The 18,974-nt window shown below is 62.9% G+C and carries 15 protein-coding genes and 3 pseudogenes; 11 read left to right on the top strand and 7 right to left on the bottom strand.

Going from position 1 to position 18,974, the window contains the following annotated elements:
* Window positions 1–33 precede the first annotated feature (33 nt).
* On the top strand, window positions 34–999 hold the full coding sequence (locus MNOD_RS37740) for a GlxA family transcriptional regulator (RefSeq protein ID WP_043753794.1): 966 nt from the start codon (window positions 34–36) through the stop codon (window positions 997–999).
* 58 nt (window positions 1,000–1,057) lie between these two features.
* On the opposite strand, the gene MNOD_RS37735 is transcribed toward MNOD_RS37740, so the two are convergent.
* Window positions 1,058–2,356: a hypothetical protein gene (locus tag MNOD_RS37735; RefSeq protein WP_015934204.1), complete on the bottom strand. Its 1,299-nt coding sequence runs from the start codon at window positions 2,354–2,356 to the stop codon at window positions 1,058–1,060.
* Window positions 2,357–2,919: 563 nt separating this feature from the next.
* Complete coding sequence (locus MNOD_RS37725) at window positions 2,920–3,276, bottom strand: hypothetical protein (RefSeq protein WP_015934202.1); 357 nt, start codon at window positions 3,274–3,276, stop codon at window positions 2,920–2,922.
* A 182-nt stretch (window positions 3,277–3,458) separates the two neighbouring features.
* Here MNOD_RS37725 and MNOD_RS37720 point away from each other — a divergent pair, with 182 nt between their 5' ends.
* The 7 genes and pseudogenes from MNOD_RS37720 to MNOD_RS37695 all read left to right on the top strand — a co-directional run bounded on the left by MNOD_RS37720 (window position 3,459) and on the right by MNOD_RS37695 (window position 9,535).
* Window positions 3,459–4,085 (top strand): periplasmic heavy metal sensor, encoded by a 627-nt coding sequence (locus tag MNOD_RS37720; RefSeq protein ID WP_015934201.1) that lies wholly within the window; start codon window positions 3,459–3,461, stop codon window positions 4,083–4,085.
* Window positions 4,086–4,104: 19 nt separating this feature from the next.
* The gene (locus tag MNOD_RS37715; RefSeq protein WP_015934200.1) at window positions 4,105–4,800 is read left to right on the top strand and encodes a response regulator; all 696 of its coding nucleotides are present in this window, start codon (window positions 4,105–4,107) and stop codon (window positions 4,798–4,800) included.
* A complete protein-coding gene (locus MNOD_RS37710; RefSeq protein WP_015934199.1) occupies window positions 4,797–6,044 on the top strand; it encodes a sensor histidine kinase in 1,248 nt (415 codons plus the stop codon). Before MNOD_RS37715 ends, MNOD_RS37710 begins: the two co-directional genes overlap by 4 nt.
* Before the next feature lie 1,400 nt (window positions 6,045–7,444).
* Complete coding sequence (locus MNOD_RS37705; RefSeq protein WP_015934198.1) at window positions 7,445–7,801, top strand: hypothetical protein; 357 nt, start codon at window positions 7,445–7,447, stop codon at window positions 7,799–7,801.
* Between the two features lie 231 nt (window positions 7,802–8,032).
* Window positions 8,033–8,673 (top strand): annotated as a pseudogene (locus tag MNOD_RS37700) (SOS response-associated peptidase).
* A 57-nt stretch (window positions 8,674–8,730) separates the two neighbouring features.
* A pseudogene (locus MNOD_RS47565) lies at window positions 8,731–8,835 on the top strand (IS6 family transposase); the annotation flags it as partial.
* A 346-nt stretch (window positions 8,836–9,181) separates the two neighbouring features.
* Complete coding sequence (locus MNOD_RS37695; RefSeq protein WP_015934197.1) at window positions 9,182–9,535, top strand: 4a-hydroxytetrahydrobiopterin dehydratase; 354 nt, start codon at window positions 9,182–9,184, stop codon at window positions 9,533–9,535.
* A 557-nt stretch (window positions 9,536–10,092) separates the two neighbouring features.
* On the opposite strand, the pseudogene MNOD_RS44900 reads toward MNOD_RS37695, so the two are convergent.
* The 5 genes and pseudogenes from MNOD_RS44900 to MNOD_RS37685 form a co-directional block, all read right to left on the bottom strand.
* Window positions 10,093–10,362: pseudogene (locus MNOD_RS44900) on the bottom strand (helix-turn-helix domain-containing protein); the annotation flags it as partial.
* A 63-nt stretch (window positions 10,363–10,425) separates the two neighbouring features.
* Entirely contained in the window at window positions 10,426–11,343 is a 918-nt protein-coding gene (locus MNOD_RS44895; protein WP_015934195.1) for an EamA family transporter, read from the bottom strand.
* Window positions 11,344–11,595: 252 nt separating this feature from the next.
* Window positions 11,596–11,820 (bottom strand): 2Fe-2S iron-sulfur cluster-binding protein, encoded by a 225-nt coding sequence (locus tag MNOD_RS49680; protein ID WP_244424869.1) that lies wholly within the window; start codon window positions 11,818–11,820, stop codon window positions 11,596–11,598.
* Between the two features lie 186 nt (window positions 11,821–12,006).
* On the bottom strand, window positions 12,007–12,864 hold the full coding sequence (locus MNOD_RS37690) for an IS5-like element ISMno12 family transposase (RefSeq protein ID WP_015927380.1): 858 nt from the start codon (window positions 12,862–12,864) through the stop codon (window positions 12,007–12,009).
* 418 nt (window positions 12,865–13,282) lie between these two features.
* Window positions 13,283–14,233 carry a LysR substrate-binding domain-containing protein gene (locus tag MNOD_RS37685; RefSeq protein WP_015934194.1) on the bottom strand — a complete coding sequence of 317 codons (951 nt, stop codon included), beginning with the start codon at window positions 14,231–14,233 and terminating at the stop codon, window positions 13,283–13,285.
* A 136-nt stretch (window positions 14,234–14,369) separates the two neighbouring features.
* On the opposite strand from MNOD_RS37685, the gene MNOD_RS37680 reads away from it, so the two are divergent.
* From MNOD_RS37680 to MNOD_RS37670, 3 genes are read left to right on the top strand one after another with little or no spacing between them, the layout of a single operon-like run.
* The gene (locus MNOD_RS37680) at window positions 14,370–15,824 is read left to right on the top strand and encodes an aldehyde dehydrogenase family protein (RefSeq protein WP_015934193.1); all 1,455 of its coding nucleotides are present in this window, start codon (window positions 14,370–14,372) and stop codon (window positions 15,822–15,824) included.
* A gap of 30 nt (window positions 15,825–15,854) precedes the next feature.
* Complete coding sequence (locus MNOD_RS37675) at window positions 15,855–17,645, top strand: thiamine pyrophosphate-binding protein (protein ID WP_015934192.1); 1,791 nt, start codon at window positions 15,855–15,857, stop codon at window positions 17,643–17,645.
* A 54-nt stretch (window positions 17,646–17,699) separates the two neighbouring features.
* The gene (locus MNOD_RS37670) at window positions 17,700–18,935 is read left to right on the top strand and encodes an ABC transporter substrate-binding protein (RefSeq protein WP_015934191.1); all 1,236 of its coding nucleotides are present in this window, start codon (window positions 17,700–17,702) and stop codon (window positions 18,933–18,935) included.
* Window positions 18,936–18,974: the final 39 nt, after the last annotated feature.

The following is an 18,974-nucleotide window of genomic DNA, read 5'->3' as shown; positions in this document are numbered from 1 at the left end:
GAAATGCTGTATGCTGGCGACAGTGAGGTCGGGATGGCAAAGCTGAGCGTCGGATTCATCCTTGCTCGACGGTTCACGCTCTGCGCCTTCGCGAACTTCGTCGACGTGCTGCGGCTGTCGGCGGACGAGGGCGACCGGTCGCGGCCGATTCTCTGCACGTGGCGCGTCCTGTCGCCGACGATGGACCCGATCGCGTCGAGCTGCGGCATCGTGGTCCAGCCGGAGGAGCGTTTGGGCGACCCGGCGCGGTTCGACTATCTCGTGGTCGTCGGCGGCTTGGTCGATGAGATCGAGAACCTGCATCCCGACACGGTGCGGTTCCTGGGGCGTGCGGCGGCCGCAGGAGTGCCGCTCGTCGGGGTCTGCACCGGCACGTTCATCCTGCACCGGGCGGGACTGATGCAGGGATATCGCGCCTGCGTCAGCTGGTTCCACCACGATGACTTCCTCGAGCGGTTCGACGGGCTCAAGCCGGTCTCGGATCAGATCTTCGTCGTCGACCGCGACCGGCTGACCTGCTCGGGCGGGATCAGCTCCGCGCATCTCGCGGCTTTCATCGTCGAGCGGCACCTCGGGCGGGCGCGGGCGGCGAAGAGCCTGCACATCATGATCATCGACGAGGCGATGGCGGCCGAGGAGCCGCAGCCGGGCATGCCGCTGGCGCTCGCCACCGACGATGCGCTGGTGCGGAAGGCGCTGCTCCTGATGCAGCAATCGATGGACGCGCCGCTTTCGATCGGGCGGGTCGTGACGCAGCTCGGGGTGAGCCGGCGCAAGCTCGAGCGGCATTTCCGCGAGGCGCTCGGCATGACGCCGCTCGAGGCGGACCGGTTGATCCGGGTCGAGCAGGCGAAACACCTGCTGAAGACCACAGGGCGGTCGTCGACGCAGATCGCGGCAGATACCGGCTTCTGCGACCTGCCGCACCTCATCCGGGTGTTCCGGGCGGTGGAGGGGACGACCCCGGACGCCTTTCGGCGGATGAGCGCGCCCCCCTGACCAGGACGTATGCGGATCATCCGCATACGTCTTCGATTTCAAGTATTGCGCGTAAATACTAAAAGTAGTATCCGATATTTATATAGATTGAACTTTTCCATTTGTTGTCGCCGCCCTGGGCAAGGCCGCTTACGTATTGACCCGCACCAACGTAGGGGTCATTTTTTCCTGTTACGAGTTCAGTATAAATAATCAGGCCCGGATCAGCCTTGAGAGTCCAAGCTCCGCCCACAACGAAACGCTGAGAGTCACGAAAGTTTTTCTGATCTTTAATATATCTGCTATAACTGAAGTATGGGACAAGGTTGAATGGTCCAACATCATCTTGAAGTTTATAGCTGACCTCGGCGGCGATGAAATTTCCGTGGGTCGCCATGTTGTAGGATCCGTCGTAGCCGCCGATTGTGATCAAATCGTTACGGATCGGGTTTTTCGGATTGATGTCCTGACGCGCAAAGATGCTTTTAAAACCCCATTGACCGCGGGTCGCATTGACATGAATGGCCTCCAACTGCTTTGTACCAGTTTGGCGCGTGGTAAAATTATAAATATCGGAATGCCAGATGGAAACTCCGGCAGCGAGGGATGCAAAATCGTTCTTTATAAAGAAGTACTCCGCACGGCCGACGATCATATTTTGCTCGGCATTGTCGGAGCCGAACGGCACATAACTGTCCGCACGCACGATGTTTGTCGAATAACGTGCACTGTCTCTGCTGATACCGAATGCGTTCGGGTTTGCTCCAGGATAGAAGCCCAATTGATAGTTGTACTCCGGCTCGACATGGGAGTATTTAACGCCAAAATTATAGACCTCCTCAATTCCCATCGCGAAGCCAAGCGTCTCAAGCCATGTCGTCGAGAAGTAAGGCACCAAGCCGAACGGAACCTGGTTCAGGCCGAAAGTGATGCTGTCGAAAGGGCTTAACTTGTAGCCAACGTAAGCGTACATTGGGAAATTGACCTCGCCAGGATAACCTTCGTATCCTGATCGCCGGCTGTACAGGAAGCTTGCGCCATAGAAACGATATTGCGCAGCTCCAAAAACGGTGTCGGAATCATACGCGAGCTTGAGACCAAGCGTGTCCCACGAGAGATGGCTGGAGGTTCGCCGATCGCCGCCAGGACGCGCATCGTCAAACCGGGCATCGTAACGCAGACGGAACGTTCCCCCGAATGTCCACTTTCCAATGCTGTCGGATCTTTCCGGTAGCGGGGGCGTCGGGTCCGCGACAGTGACCGGCTGCTCTCGATTGAGCCGGTTCGGCTCTGCATCGACCTCGACCTCTTGTGCCCTCGCTGGCGTCAGAGATCCTAGAGACAATACAATTACAGCCGCACGAGCGGTTAGCGGCATGTAGGAAATGCGCAACTTCTCCCCCTATTGTTCGATAAGCCGGTTTCTTATTTCCTTGCTTAATCTTTTCTCTATCCGGCGTCAGAGAAAGGCATGGTTTGCTTTGGTCGAGCGTCTGAGAGCCCGTTGGGAAAGAGCTATTTCATAGTGAACTTCCCGAATGGGATAGGGCCGTGGTCGCCCAGTCCCCGCTGCAACTGGAAGCAGTGGCGCCAATGTCAGCCACTCTTCATTCGTCATACGCAGGGATAACTTTGATCGCGGCGGTCATATTGCGGCCTATTTTCAGTGGTCCAGACCACGGAAGAGCCATCGATTCATTCAAGAAGGGCAGACATCCTCTAGCATCTCGGATTTTCTCTTGGTCACCCTTTCCCAACGGACTCTTAGTATCAGGGGTTTGCTGCTGGCTTGCCGGGCGACCAACGTCCCGTCGGAGACGGCGGACACGTTGGCAGACATCGGCCACTCCGCGGCGCAGCTCTCGCGCACCTTGATGGGCGAGCTTGCCGAGCGGCGGCGGACGGGGCCAGGGTTGCAGTCCTTACAAGGCGGCTGACGGGTCAGAACGGGTTGGGGACGGTCTGCCGGGCCACTCGCTCGCGCGGCGCCCGCGGGCGCGTCGGCCTGGCGGTCCGCTCCCCTGGCTTGGCGCCCGGGCGTGCGTTGACCAACTCGGCCTTGCAGTGGGTGGTCGGCGGGGAGCCGCAGACCTTATCCAGCATCCGCCAAGACACGCACTGGCCGTTGGGCCCGCGATAGCCCGGCCCGCCCTTGCAGCCGCAGCCGGAGCAGAACTGCGCCTGGGCCGGCCTCGCGCAGCAGGTCATTGCGAGCGCCAGGAGGACCACGATCCCGAGTAGCGCCAGAAGCGTGCCGAGGATGCGGCCTCGGCGTGGCGGGCGATCGTCGTCCATCATCGCCGCCTCTGCGGGAAGCGGGTCCAATTTGTCCCAGCCCAGCTTCGTCGCGGCGAGGGACCAGCAGGGTCGGAGCATCGTCGGTCGCTTCACAAAACTTTACATGCGGCCGCGAGAGGCGAAACGTGCCGCCCTCATAGTCCGGTCCTGATGACGCGCTGAGCGTCGAGGAAGACACGACGATGAGCAACGGTGCGATTACAAGCGAGCCCATGGATGCGCAGGCGCCCGCGCCGGTCCCGCGGCGGCGTTATCTCCGCCGAACCGTGCTGGCACTCGGTATCTTGATCGGTGGCGGGGCAGGCGGCCTTGCCCTCGCCAGGGGCGGTCCCTTCCATGAAGGGTTCGCCTCCTGGGATCCGGGCCAAAGGCTCGCACGCCTGCAGTTCATGGCGAAGCACGCCTTGGACGCGGTGGGCGCGACCTCGGACCAGGAGAACCGGATCCATGACATCATCGCCTCCGCGTCCACTGCGCTGGTGAAGGAGGGCGCGCCGACCGCCGACATGCGCAAGCGGCTCATCGACCTGCTGAAGGCCCCGACGGTTGACCCCGCCGCGATCGAGGCGCTACGGGCCGAGATGGTCCGCAGTGTCGACGCGCGCTCCAAGATCGTCGCTGGTGCGCTGGTCGACGCCTCGGGGCAGATCAGCGCCGAACAGCGTACGAAGCTCGTCGACCGCTTCACCACTATGATGGAGCAGCATCGCGGCTTCGGCCGGTGGCGGCATCACTGGGACGAGGATAACGAGCATCGCGACCGTATGCCCGGCGAGGCCGGACCTGGCGCCAGACCGGAGAGGAACTGAGATCTAAGGTGCGACCGCGATGGCCGAACGACTCCTCATCATCGACGACGATCGGCGCTTGGCGGCGATGGTATCGGAGTATCTTTCGGCTGAGGGCTATGCGGTCGCCAGCCGGTTCACTGCGCGGGAGGGCCACGATGCCCTCCGGCGCGAGCGGTTCGATGCCGTGATCCTCGATGTCATGCTGCCGGATTGCGACGGGTTCGAGCTGTGTCGGCAGATCCGAACGCACTCCGGCGTCCCGATCCTGATGCTGACCGCCAAAGGCGACGACACCGACCGCATCATCGGGCTGGAGATCGGCGCCGACGACTACCTGCCCAAGCCGTTCAACCCGCGTGAACTCCTGGCGCGCATCCGCGCGCTGCTGCGTCGGCAGCGCGCCCCGCAAGAGGCCGCGCTGCTCGATTTCGGGCGTCTGCAGATCGATCCGAGTTCGCGCGTCGTGCGGCTCGACGGGGTGGAGCGCCGGCTCACCAGCCATCAGTTCGACCTCCTGCTCGCCTTTGCGACCAATGCTGGGCGCGTACTGAGCCGCGAGCGGCTGATGGATCTGGTCAAGGGCGAAGAGTTGGACGCCTTGGACCGGTCCATCGACGTCCATGTGTCCCGCCTGCGGGCAGTGATCGAGGATGATCCCCGGCATCCGCGGCGGCTCATCACCATTCGGGGCGCCGGCTACGTCTTCGCCCGCCAGCAGGACGCCGAGCGATGAGGCAAGTGCGGCGCCGGCTGTTCTGGAAGGTCTACCTGACCCTGCTGGCGAGCCTGCTCGGGGCAGCCTTCGCCATGGCCGGTCTGTGGTGGGCCCTCGGCGAGTCGCCCCACAAGCGCTGGGAGATGCTGGAGGCCCGGATTGCGAGTGAGGCCTCAGCCCTCAGCGGGCCCTCCGCCCTGGCAGATCCGGCAGTCCAGCGCCTCAGCGAGGCCTTTGGCGCGGACGTGGCGCTCTATGACCGCAGCGGCGGCCTCCTCGCCGCCCGCGGGACCCGTGCTGTCCTCCTGGGCGGGGAATCCACCGGGCCGCCCGTGCGATGGGTGCTCCGATCCGCACTGCCGGACGGACGGACGCTCCTGGTCAGCATCCGTCCATCTCCGGGCACGCGGATTGCCCGCATCGTCTCCCTGACCCTCCTGGTCGCGGCGTTCGTCGGACTGGCTGCCTTCCCGGTGACGGCGCGGCTGACCCAGCGACTCGAACGGCTGCGCTCCGGGGTGGCACGGTGGGGTGAGGGCGACCTGCGCGTCCGCGTGGACGAGAGCGGTGGCGATGAGGTCGCCGCGGTCGCGCGCACGTTCAACCTCGCCGCGGGGCGCGTCGATGCTCTGCTCGCAGCGCAGCGGACGCTGCTCGCCAATGCCAGCCACGAGCTGCGCTCGCCGCTGGCGCGCCTGCGGATGGCGGTCGATCTCTGGTCGGCTCGCCCCGAGGGATCAGCCCGAGCCGAGATCGTGCGCAACCTCGCCGAACTCGGTGCCCTGGTTGACGAGATTCTGCTGTCGAGCCGCCTCGAGCACGCCCATGCCGACCTCGATCGGAGCGAGAGCGTCGACCTGCTCGGGCTGGCCGCGGAAGAAGCCGCCCGGGTCGGAGCAGAGGCCGAGGGCGAGCCAGTGAGCGTCTTCGGCGACGCGGTCCTGCTCGGGCGCCTCCTGCGCAACCTGCTGGAGAATGGCTTTACCCATGGTGTGCCGCCGGTCCGTGTGCACGTCGAGCCGCGCGGCGAGAAGGCCCGCATCGTGGTGAGCGACCATGGTCCTGGCATTCCGCCGGAGGAACGGGAGCGGGTGTTCGAGCCGTTCTACCGTCCGCGCGGCCGTGCCGAGGCAACCGGTGGCTGGGGGCTTGGCCTCGCACTCGTGCGGCAGATCGCGGAACGGCACGGCGGGCGCGCCGCGTGCGAGGATGGAGAGGCTGGTCGCAGCCGCTTCGTCATCGATCTCGACCGCAAACCGTGACGACAGGAGCAACGCTCTTCGGTTGGCGCGCCGCGAGATCAGGCGCGTCCGGTCCCAAACCTCACGAAGCGGACCAAGTACTTGGTCCGCTTCGCTCGGATCACAAGCGCAGCGTAATCAGTGCATGAGGTGCATCACCGCAAGCACGACGTAGCCGGCTGCGATGAGAAGGTAGGTAATGGCAACGACGTCCATACCTGCCTCCTTTCTTCACAAAGACGGCGCCCTTCACCGCCTTGGAGCGGTGATTTCTTCCGCCTGACAGAAGTCCCCCCAGCCGCACACGTGTAATTGGGCCTGCCGGCGGTTGCGGCCTGGATAGGGGACTCGCCGGCACGGCGTGCGGGTTGGACACCACAGCGCCGCTTGTCCAGAAACTATCATGCTCCCGGCATCGGAGAATCTCAAGAGCTATTACTGACCTCTGCGGCCAATAATTTGTCTATTACAACACCTTATATGTATCTTGCGGTGGCGACGTGCTGAGCACCGATTCTAGCCGTCGAGTTGCATGCTATGCTGCCGAGTGATACCGCCGAGCGGAAGTCCTGACCCTCGGCCGTAGAGCAAGACCGTGCCAGACACCGGATATGATAACGGCTTCCATACTGCTCCTTACACCTGGTGAATGAGACGGCCACCAGGCCTTCTGCCATGGGTACTTCGACAACCGCTTCGCCTCAGGCGGCTGTCAGCTGGCCTGTGCGCCCGCAGAAGAGAGTTCAGGCCCGGATCGTGATCTCAATCTTATCCGGTGTGACAATGAACATGGTGGCGAGGTCCTCTTTCCTTTCTTGAAGGGTGGGCTTGCGCGACGAGGCTGTCTCCTGTTCTCGACCGCAGGCGCGGCTATAAGCTTTGGTGCGGAAGTCAGAGCAGGACACCAGTGACTTTGGGCAGAACAGATTCAGTCTTCGCCTCATAGACAAGGGTCGCGACCTCCAGAAGCACGCAAATCCCGGACTGCACTAAGCGCCAGGTTGTCATACCGGCGAGCCGAAATACCTGCCCATCTAACCTGGAGAGTGAAGGATCGAGGTCTGGGCTCTCGGACGAAGATGGTCACAGGGACGCCTTCGGCAGCCACCTTCTGCTTCCAGCGTTCAACGACGAGATCCGTCTCGCCCGGCTCGTGCTCGGGCGGCAGCTGGCGCCCACGGATCCGTACATTCATCATCTCGGCCTGAGGGTTGCAGTGCGGCACCTCATCGAGCTAAATCAGCACCTAGTGCTCACCGTAGGGCTCCTTTCCGCCTCCAGTAGCACAATCTCAGGATCATCCGCCATGCTCAGCCTGGCACCGCACTGATGCCAGCACCATATCGAGAATTCATCAGAGTTGCTCACCAGCCATCCTGGCCTGCGCGGGTCAGGGCAACACCTCTTTGAAATTGCTATCGATGCTGACCGACATCACACCAACTCATGATCGCAGTTCGGCCTCCTCGCATGCGCTTGGTCGTGCGGCTCCAGCCCTTGAGGAGCATGCCTCCCACGGAAATGCGCCGAACTACGTGCGCATGCCGCTCAAGCGAGAGCTGCAGAGCATGCCGTTCGGCGAACGCGTGCGTGCCTTGATGGCCTGTGCCGACCATCACCTTGAGGAAATGGATCGGCTGGAGGACCCGGATCGGACTGACCCGCTGACCGAATGGGACCGCAGGCAACTAGCGAGTCATCGCGCCAGTCTGCGCCGTGTCCTTGAGCGTGCCGCCGAGTTCGGGATCAAGCTGACTGTTACCGACGAGTGGGTTTAGGCTTTCGGAGGAGCCCCCTCTCCTCTTGGTACCGTTGGCCGAGTTGGTTTGTAGCCCACCCAGGGGTGGATGATGTGGAGGGTACGCTTGTGCAGCGAGCACCCCATCCCGACCGAGGATGCCGATCAGGGCCCGGGAACTTGATTTCCCGAGCCGAGGCTGCGCTCACGGCCGAACGAGCCAGAAGCACAGCAACGGACTGGCAGGAGCCGGACGGCTACGATCCGCCCCATGTGCGATCTCTACAGCCTCTCCCGGTCGCTCGACGAGATCCGCCGCAGCTTCGGGGTCGTGCGCGACGAGACCGGCAACCTGCCGCCGCTGCCCGGCATTTTCCCCGACCAGATGGCAGCGGTGGTCCGGATGGCGGACGGCGCGCGCGAGCTGACGATGATGCGCTGGGGCTTCCCGCCCCCGCCGAAGCTCGGCACTCAGCCGGTCACCAACCTCCGCAACGTGACCTCGCCCTACTGGCGGCCCTGAAGGCGGGGTTCCGCTGCCTCGTGCCGGCCTCCTTCAGCGAGTACGCCGACACCAAGCCGCGCAAGACGCCGGTCTGGTTCGCGCTCTCGCAGGAGCGGCCGCTGTTCGCGTTTGCGGGGATCTGGCGGCCCTGGACGGGCGTGCGCGGGCCGAAACGGGAGGAGCCGGTCGCGGAGGAGCATCGGCTGTATGCCTTTCTCACGACCGAGGCGAACGGGGTGGTTGCTCCGGTGCATCCCAAGGCCATGCCGGTGCTGCTCACGAGCGAGGAGGAGTGGCGCACCTGGCTCGAGGCGCCGGCCGATGAGGCCTTGCAGCTGCAGCGTCGCCTGCCGGACGACCGGATGATGGAGGTGGCGCGCGGCGAGCGGCGGGACGCGGCCGAGTGATGGCTTCCTATGCGGGCCTCGCCAGCAGGTTCGCACTGCGGAGAAACATCTTCCGCACTGTGGCTAGGCAAGGGGTTTGGATGCGCCGGCCCACGGACCGTGCGGCAGCAGAACCAGCTGCTCGCCTCCTGCTTCGGCCTTCCCGTCACGAACAAAGCGTGAAAACGGGGTAGCCGAGCCGCTTCTGCGGCCCCGTACCTGAGTTTGCGACAAGCCCCCTCCCGGGCCCCCGAGCCCGCCTGCCACCACATTGCGTGACAATACCGGTCGGGCGCATCGGATGAGCATGACGGCTGCCGATGGTGCGCGTGAAGCGATGCTTCTGACGGAGAGCATGAGGCAATTCTCATAGGAAGCTCAGCAGCGTTACTTGCAGCTGCCGCCGACAAACTCAAGCTGCGCCGTATTGTAGATAACAAACCACGCTTCGGACCGGCCGCGGATGAGGAAGCGCCTGGCAAGCAGGGTCGGATATGTTAAAATTGATTCAGTCTTGGAGGGTCTCTCCATGTCCGCTCAAGCTGAACAGCTCATCGCGAAGTCTTGCACGCCGTGCCGCGGCGGCATTCCACCGCTCAAGCCTGACGAGGCCGAGACGCATCGTCATCAGACCCCGGATTGGGCTTTGCTCGACGACGCACACCGCATCGAGCGCAGATTCGCGTTCGACAGTTTTGCGGACGCGTTCAAATTCGTGCAGCGCGTTGCCGAGCTAGCTGAGACTGAAGGCCACCACCCAGATATCACCTTCGGGTGGGGGTACGCGACCATCTCGTTGCAGACTCATAAGATCAATGGGCTCCACGAGAATGATTTCATCTTGGCAGCAAAGATCGACCAGACGGCCATGACGGAGCACTAAAACACCATCATACGGACCTGTACTTAGCGGTTTGGCTTCGCGCGACGAAGTATACTTCCTGATCGCATGCAGGGTCTATAGCTGCTCGACGGCGCTGTATATACACCCTGGAGCGTCTCGCCTGGTTCTAGACCTCTGTTACGGGGCGTAGCAAAACGCGTAGCTCGACCTTATGATCCCAACGGCCCGGGCTGCCGACGCAGCGGGTGCTGCCGCATCGGGCCGTTGACCCATTTCGAAGTGTCGATGCCAAGCCAAAGGCTTTGTGGAGAGGCTTGGCGAAAATTCGAGAACGGAACCACCGGTCATTGACAAGGCCTGTTGGTATGAGACGTGCCGAGGGGTGTCTCACGCCTGCGTCTCGGAGGGGCATGCCCATCCGATACCCGATCAGCAGCCTCCGATGCTGCGCAAATGCGCCAAGCTTCACGGCATGCGCAGTCTAGGAGCCGAGCGCGACAGAGCTCGTGACGGCGAAGCCGGGCATTCGCCGTCACATCCCTTCCAGCGTCCAGCAAGACCGGCCTTCAGACATCAACTGAAGCTGAAGTTGTCGGCTGTGAGAGCGCGCCGGAGCGCGGCGCATCGACGAGGCCCTCCAGCCGGTGCACGGCGAAGCGCTGGCGCCACAGCGCCACGGTCTGCCGGCTCACACCCAGCGCCGTGGCCGCGGCCCAGATTGGTCGCGCCTGGCTCGGCACAGGCGAGGACGATGCGCACGCGTTGGGCGAGCGCCTGACCCGTGCCGTGCCCCGCAGCAGGCGGTGCAGTTCGGTGCGTTCATTCTCACGAAGGTTCAGCACCACAGCTTTGGGTCCGCGCGCCATGGCGCACCTCCGGGCTCGGCGCGCGCCAGCCTGTTCCCGCAGCCCGCAAATGCAAATAGAGTTCTAACTCAGACCACTGGATCTGGAAGATCGCTTCATAGACGCGGCGGCATAAGAGGTGCCGACACGATTTTCTGTGAACATGATCCCTACAGAAGCCATTATGATTAATGAAATCGCTAAACATTGTATAATTGTTATGACTTCTTGGAGCAGCAGGAAGGCAACCAAGGCTCCCACGGCAGGCTGTAGGCTCATGAGAATGCCAAACACTTGCCCAGTGGTACGACGAAGAGCAAACATTTCCAGCGAATACGGCAAGACGCTCGAGATGACAGCGATACCTAGGCAAGCGATCACGATGGGAGCGGCGAAGAGTCCGGCACCTGCGCTTGCCACTCCAAATGGTGCAACGACGATCGTTGCAGCAACCATCCCTAGAGATACAGCTTGACCGCCATTGATTAATCCAGCTCGTCGACCAAAAAGGATATATAAGGCCCAACACAATCCACCCGCACAAGCGTAGGCAACGCCGTTCAAATCCAAAGCTATAGTACCCTGCACAGGTAGGAGCAGAAACAGACCAGACACCGCAAGAAATATCCAAACGAAATCAGTAATACGTCTCGATGTCAGAAGCGCAACGCCAAGAGGTCCAAGAAACTGGATAGAGACGGAGATACCGACCGGAATGCTCTCGATCGATAGGAAGAATAGAAGATTCATCAATCCCAACGCAGCACCGTAAATACCGATAATCCAAGCCTCACGCACAGTGAGAGGAAGTCGCCAGGGACGCCAGATTGCGAGAAGGATGCCAGCGGCGAATGCTGTCCTTAGTGTCGTGACGCCAGACGCTCCTACCGAAGGAAAGAGGCTTTTTGAGAGGGCACCTGCACTCAGTTGTGCGATCATGCTACCCAGAAGAGCAAGGATGGGAAGAAGACTCGAATGCATCCGGATGTGGCCTAATGCCATTTTCTCAAACCTTCACGAGTCTGGTCTACATAACGTACGAAACTGAGCATTCTATTTGGCTGTCTGGACATTGACGAGGCATGACTGTCTCGTTGCCAACACTAACCTGAGTCAACCGGATGAAGCGGCCCAGTGCCTTCTTTTCTATCATTCAGCTCACTCATCCGGCGCCGCAACCGCAGTAGGATTATCCAACCAGATGATTGCTGCGACAATGTTAGAGTCGTTCCCTCAGCTCTGGAGCAAATATGATCAGCGATCGAGCACGAGATCGCTCAGAGGTTTTGAGCAGCAAGGTAGAAAAAATCCTGCGTCTATCTCGCGTTGACGAATTCCACCCTGGTGTTTCATATCAACAGTCCCTGAGAGAAGTTTGGATTTGCATGTTCCGCAGAGGCCGGTGGTGCAAGATGCTGGCAGCCGAAGTCCTGCTTCACGAGCAGATTTGAGAACAAACTCGTCACCGCGAACTCGCACTGTTCGATTTGATTTGGCGAAGCTGACGGCAAAGGATGCAACCTCCTGAACCTCGGACGCGGTCTCCGCTTGCGCCACAGTCTGCGCAACGTCCGGTTCGACCGCCAGAAGATTATCGAAGTTGAAGCTCTCGTGATGGTACTTATCTAAAGGGACCCCCAGGTCTGAGAGTCCGTTGGGAAAGGGTCATTTCATAGTGATTGACGCGAGAAGCCGAGTTATAGAGGCGAAAAGCATAGCCGCCGCCGAGATGTGAAGCAGCGTATCGTAATCCAGCTTGAGACGGCGCGACACCGTGAGAGCGCCGATGCTTTGCTCAATCCGCCATCGTTTCGGCAGAAGCACAAAGCCCTTCCCAAATTGCGGCCGTACGACCACTTCCACGACACGGCTCGTGCCAGCCTGAACCGCCTCAATGAAACGGGCCTTGTACCCACCGTCCACCACGATTGTCTTGATCCAGGGACAGAGACGAACCAAGCGCTTGACGAGCGGGATCCCGCCCTCTTGATCCTGAACGTTGGCCGGAGTGATCATCACCGCAAGCAGGCGTCCGTCGCTGTCGACCGCCAGATGCCGCTTGCGCCCCAGCACTTGTTTCGCCGCATCGTACCCGCGCTCGCCTTGCGGGGCGTCACACTTCACCGCCTGGGCATCCACAATCGCCAGCGTTGGACTGGCTTCTTTCCCGGACTTCTCACGATCCCTCATCACGAGATGATGGTTGATCCGGTCCATGTGGCCGCCATCGGTGAGCAACCGCCAGTAATCGTAGCAGAGACTGGCGGGCGGCAGATCCTTTGGCATGGCATCCCAGGGAATGCCGTACCGCTGCACGTAGCGGATGCCGTTCATGATGTCCCGAATAGGATAGGTCCGGGGCCGCCCGATCCCCTCCGCGACAGGAAGCAGTGGCTCCAGGGTGAGCCACTCGTCGTTCGTCATATCACTCGGGTATCTCTGGCTGCGACGATCATAGCGCGGCCGATTTGCAGCGGTCCAGACCAAGGAGGGGCCATTCATCCATTCGAGACGAGCAGACATGCTCTATCATCCCGCATTTTCTCTTGGCCACCCTTTCCCAACGGACTCTAAGATGGCTGGAGAGGTTGAGGCGCGATCGCAGGCCCGTGAAGGGCGGAGATGCGCCAACTGCTCTTGGTAACGCTTGGAGCGGCGAACAGGCCTGATACAACAGCGAGAAGCGAAGCTGTCAAAGAGCAGGGGAGGGGGCCTATGCTCGCCAGCTGATACTGGTTGCGTAGAGGCCCATCCTGCTCGGAACCGGATCCTTCTGCTCAACGCCTATTCCACTGAAAACTCGCTACGGCTGCGAGCAGGGTTGGCGTGAGCAGCGTCGCATCGGCTGTATTGAGGCTGTTGCGATCTCCTCAGGCCGCCCTGGTGGGCTGCGGCATCCAGATGAGCTTGGGCAGACTCGCCTTGCGGAAGGCGGGCAATTTCAATCCGAGCTGTTATCTATAAGGCTCACGCCTTGCCATTGCCCCGTGGTAACGAGGTGCCGGGCTGTCTCGCGAACTTCGTTCGCGACGACGGAGGCTGCCGGCGAGAGCAGATCCGCATTAATCGAGTAGAGGTAATTCCGCCGACTGAGACGCGCGTCCGAGATCGAGAGAGCACGCCATTCCTTTCGCCGCTTTCCGCCCAGTTGCAGTGATGAGATCGGCTTAATGGTCGCGCCAATCCCGTCGTAAACGCAGCTCATCACGAGCGACAGCGAGTCGATCTCAGCCACCACATGCGCTGTGAGGTTGCGCTCCTCGAATTCTGCGGAAATGCGGCGGCGCAGACCATGCGTGCCAGTTGGCAGGATGAGTGGCAGCGCCGCGGCTTCGGCAATCGTGATGCTGGTTCGATCGTGCGGCACCAACGGGCTGTTGCTGGGCAAGATAACGAACAGCTCCTCATCCAATAGAACGGTTGACGGTAAATCAGACGCCACATCACTGTTGAACAGAATTGCCAAATCCAACTGGCAAAGTCGTATCATGTGGGTGAGATGGCCGCTCATCCCCTCCACGACATTCAGCATGATGCCCGGGTACTTGGTTCGGATGCGTCGCACCAGTGGCGTACCGATGGCCAGAACAGTGGTGGCAGGCAAACCAATCGACACCATTCCTTCGATTTGGCCTGACTCTTGTCGCGCGATCGAGAGTGCTTGATCGAGTTGGCGCAGCATGAAGCGCGCATGATGGTACAGTGCGAGACCATTCTCTGTGGGTGTCACGCCGCGCGTCGAGCGGTGCAGCAGCGGCTTACCGACCTCGTCCTCGAGCTTGGCCAACTGCTGGCTCAGCGCCGGCTGCGCCACGTAGAGGTTGCGCGATGCCTTTGAGAGGCTCCCGCTCTCGACGATCTGGGCAAAGTAGCGAAGCTGTCGAAAATCCATGGGCCGGAACCGATGCGGGATACCGACGCTATAGGATCCGCTTATGGCCCACAACGGAAATCGGTATTTCGGTTAGAGCCGGTCCTTCACCTAGTCTGCTCCTGGAACGAGAACAACCGCGAGGGGACGTTCGACGATGGCGGATAGCGCGCCACACGGGTCACCGGGCCAACGCCAAGCCACGGGTCGGCTGCTGATCGCCGGTGAGTGGACGACAGGCGAGGCGAGCGCGCCCGTCCTGGACAAGTATCGCCTGCAGCCCTTCGCGGAAGTGTGCCTGCCGGGGCGCGAGCAGGTGCGCCGATGCATTGCCCGGGCTGACGCAGCGTTCCGCGCAAGCACGCTCGACAACCATGCGCGCGGTGCCGTGCTCGACCGCGCGGCCGCGCTGATCGAGCAGCGCAGCGAGGAACTGGTCGATATCCTGCGCCAGGAGGCCGGCTTCCCGCGAAGCGATGCTGCCGGCGAGGTCCGTCGCTGTGCGGCGACGTTCCGCCTGTCCGCCGAGGAGGCGCGGGACTTCGGCGGCGAGATTGTGCCGATTGAAGGCGCCGGTGGGCAGACCGGGCGCATTGGCTTCACCCTGCGCGTGCCGCTGGGCGTCGTGTGCGCGATCACGCCGTTCAACGCTCCCCTCAACACAGTCGCGCACAAGGTCGGCCCGGCGCTCGCCGCGGGGAATGCGGTCGTGCTCAAGCCCTCGATGCACACGCCGCTCTCGTCCTGCCTCATGGCGGAGGTGCTGATCGCGGCGGGCCTCCCGCCAGGGCTGATCTCGGTGCTGCATGGAGGCGCGGAGGTGGCGCAGTGGCTCCTCGACGAGCCCGTCGTGCGCTTCTACGCCTTCACGGGCAGCACGGAGGTCGGTCGAGCCATCCAGGAGCGGGTGGGCCTGCGCCGCACCCAGATGGAGCTCGGCTCGATCGCCCACTGTATCCTCTGCGCCGACGCCAATCTCCACGTCGCGCTGCCGAAGGTGGTCAACGCGAGCTTCCGCAAGGCCGGTCAGGTCTGCACCTCGATCCAGGTGCTGCTCGTCGAGCGCTCCCGCCTCGACGAGGTCGAGACCCGGCTCGCGGCCTTGGTGACTGCTCTCCCCTATGGTGATCCAGGGCGCCCCGACACGGTCGTGGGCCCGGTCATCAGTGAGGAATCGGCGAGGCGCATCGAGTCCTGGATCGGGCAGGCCCTGGAGGGTGGTGCTCGGCGGCTGGCCGGGGGCGAGCGTGTCGGCGCGGTAGTCCCGCCGACGCTACTCGGCGACGTCGATCCTGGCACGCCCATTGGCTGCCGCGAGGTCTTCGGGCCGGTCCTGTGCATCGCGCCCTTCGATACGCTCGACGAGGCGATCGCGCGAGTGAACGCGACCCCGTTCGGCCTCGCGACGGGGCTGTTCACCAACCGTCTTGACGCGGCGCTGACGGCGGCGCGCCGGCTCGAGGTGGGAGGCGTCCACATCAACGAGACGCCGAGCTCCCGCGTGGATGTGATGCCTTACGGCGGCACGAAGGACAGCGGTTTCGGCCGCGAGGGACCGCGCTATGCCGTTCGCGAGATGAGCGAAGAGCGCATGATCACGCTCTTCCCCTGAGCGAGAGACAATCACGAAAAGGTTTTGGCAATGCCACGGATGAAGGGCGGCGAGGTCATCGCCGAATATCTGGTCAAGCAGAAGGTGCCGTACGTGTTCGGTATCTGCGGCCACGGCAATGTCGGCATCCTCGATGCAATGCATGCAGTTCGCGACGAGGTGACGCTTGTCTCGCCGCGCCACGAGCAGTGCGCCGGCCACATGGCGGACGCGTATTTCCGCATCAGGCATCAGCCGGTCGCCACCCTGACTTCGACGGGGCCGGGCTCGGCCAACATGGTGATGTCGCTGGCGACCGCCCTGTCGGACTCCTCGGCCTTCCTCGCCATCACGGCCAACGTACCGACCTCCCAGGCCAACCGCGCGCCATTCCAGGAACTCTACGCCCACAACCAGGCCGACTTCGCCCAGGTGCTGCGGCCGGTGGTCAAGCGCAGCTTCCAGCCGAGCCGCGTCGACATGCTGCCGCTGGCCCTGCGGCAAGCCTTCGACACGATGGTCACGGGCCGGCCCGGGCCGGTGAACCTCGACATTCCCTACAACGTCTTCCAGGAGGAGGCTGAGACGGAGGTGCCGCCGCTCTCGCATGTCCACGGCGCGCACCGGCCGGCGGCGAGCGAGGCCGACGTCGCCCGGGCGCTGGAGCTGCTGGCGGCGGCCAGGAAGCCGGTCTTCTTCATCGGGCAGGGAACGACCCTGGCCGATGCCGGCCCGGAGATCAGCGCGCTCCAGCAGCGACTGGGAATCCCGGTCATCACCTCGCCCAACGGCATGGGCTGCGTGCCAGCGGACGATCCCCTCACCCTCGGCTTCATCGGCCGCAACGGTGCCTATCCGGCCAACCAGGCCGGCCGGCATGCCGACCTCGTCCTGTGCATCGGCACGCGCTTCGACGACCGCTCCTCCTCGACTTGGCATCCGGGCTATTCCTGGAACTTCCCCACGACGAAGCTGATCCAGGTCGACATCGATCCGGCGGAGCTGGGGCGCAACTATCCGCCGACCCTCGGCATCATCGCCGACGCGAAGGCCTTCGCCGGCCAGCTCAACGACGCGCTCGTGAGCCGGAGCGATCTCTCCCCCGAGACCTGGGCGACCTGGCGGGCCGAGATCGCCGGCTGGCAGGCGGAATGGGACGCCTTCGTGCGCCCGAACTTCAGTGCCATCACGACACCGATCCGCCCCGAATACGTCGTTGGCACGCTGCAGGCTGCACTGCCGGACGACGTGATCCTGTCGCTCGATTCCGGCGTCCACCACAACTGGTTCATGCAGTTCTGGAGGCCGCGCCGGCCCAGAAGCATGCTCAACAGCTGGGGCTACTCGTCGATGGGGTTCGGCGTCTGCGGTGTGCTGGGCGCCCAGCTCGCGGCGCCGGACCGCCCCTGCGTCGCGGTGGTGGGCGACGGCGGGTTCATGATGGCGCCTTACGTCGTCGCGACGGCTGTCGAGTACAACCTGCCCTGCGTCTGGATCGTCTGGAACAATTTCGCCTGGGGCGCGATCCGCGACCTGCAATACGGGCTGTTCGAGGGCCGCGAGCACGGCACCGCCTTCTACAAGGGGAACCAGGGACCCGGCGGCGAGCGCTACAATCCCGATTTCGCTGCCTGGGCGCGCGCCTGCGGCGCCGATGGCGTCACCGTGACACGAAGCCAGGACCTGGCGGGGGCCGTGGAGGCTGCCGTTCGGAACCGGCGCCCCTGCGTCATCGACGTGCACGTCGACGCCGAGGTCCGGCCGCCCTCCACCGGCACCTGGCAGCTCCCGCCGATTCCGTTCAAGGAGCCGGTTTTCGGCGCACCGTATCGCCCGTCCTGACGCCCGGACCGGGTCTCGGACCCGACAACCAGAAAAAATCCAAGGAAACGCTCAATGAAAAAGCCCAGCATGACGCAACGGCGTGCACTCGCCGCGATTTCGGCTGCCCTGATGCTGTCGGTTTCCGGCCGGGCGGCGCTCGCGCAGCAGGACGCGGAGCCGGTCCGAATCGGCATGATCTACGCGAAGCAGGGCCCTGGCGCCTCGATCGGCGAGTACCTCCAGCGCGGCAGCACGCTCGCGGTGGAGCAGGCCGGCCGCAAGGTCCTGGGTCGGCCGATCGAGCTGGTCTGGCTCGATGAGCCGAACCCGCAGGTCTCGCAACAGAACATGCAGCGGCTCATCGACGAGAACAAGGTCGTGGCGGTCGTCGGCGGCAACTACAGCTCGTCGGCGCTGGCTATGATGAGCGTCGCCAACCGCGAGAAGATCCCGCTGATCCTGACCGGGGCGGCGGCGAGCGAGATCACCGGAAAGAATTGCAATCGCTATACCTTCCGCACCCAAGCGACGGTGCCGGTGCAGATGCGCGGGCTAATGCCGTTCGTGTCGCAGATCGGCAAGAAGGTTTACTTCCTGACCGCCTCCTATGCCTTCGGCCAGGATATCCTGCGCTCGGGGCGTGGCCTGCTCAAGGAGGTCGGCGCGACCGAGGTCGGCGTAGACGAGGTTCCGGTCAACACGGCCGACTACAGCTCGTACATCCTCAAGATTCGGCAAGCACGTCCGGACGTCATCGTGGGCGGCCTCGTCGGCGGCGACTTCTCCAACTATCTCAAGCAGGCGAATGAGATGGGGATGAAGGATCGCGCCCGCTTCGCAGCGATCGCGGTGACCGACACCGATTTCTGGGATGTCGGGCCGGCGGCCTCGACCGGCATCTACGTCAAGCCATGGTACTACAACGACCCGACCAACACGGCGGCCGAGAAGAAGATGGTCGCCGATTTCGAGAAGAAGTACAACCAGCCGCCCTCCGACAAGACTTGGTCGGGCTGGATCGGCATGCGCGCCCTGCTCGAATCGATCGAGGCTGCGAAGTCGACCGACGCCAAGGCGATCGTCACCGCGCTCGAAAAGTGGAAGAACACGGACGGCGACATCCCTGCCTTCTTCCGCGAGTGGGACCACCAGCTGGTCCGACCAGCCGTGATCGTGCGTGTGAAAAAGCAGATCACTGACAAGTGGGACTTTTTCGACGTCGTGAAGAAGACCTCCGACAGCGAAGCGGAAACGCTCAAGGCGTTCGGCACCAAGGACGAGATCGGTTGCGCGATGCCACCGCTCTGACTTGCGCCACAACTCGCGACGGGCCGGCCAGCCGCCGGC

This window comes from Methylobacterium nodulans ORS 2060 (assembly GCF_000022085.1).
Taxonomy (GTDB): Bacteria; Pseudomonadota; Alphaproteobacteria; order Rhizobiales; family Beijerinckiaceae; genus Methylobacterium; species Methylobacterium nodulans.
The sequence above is the reverse complement of the archived record's forward strand: the minus strand, read 5'-3'. Positions and strand labels throughout refer to the sequence as shown.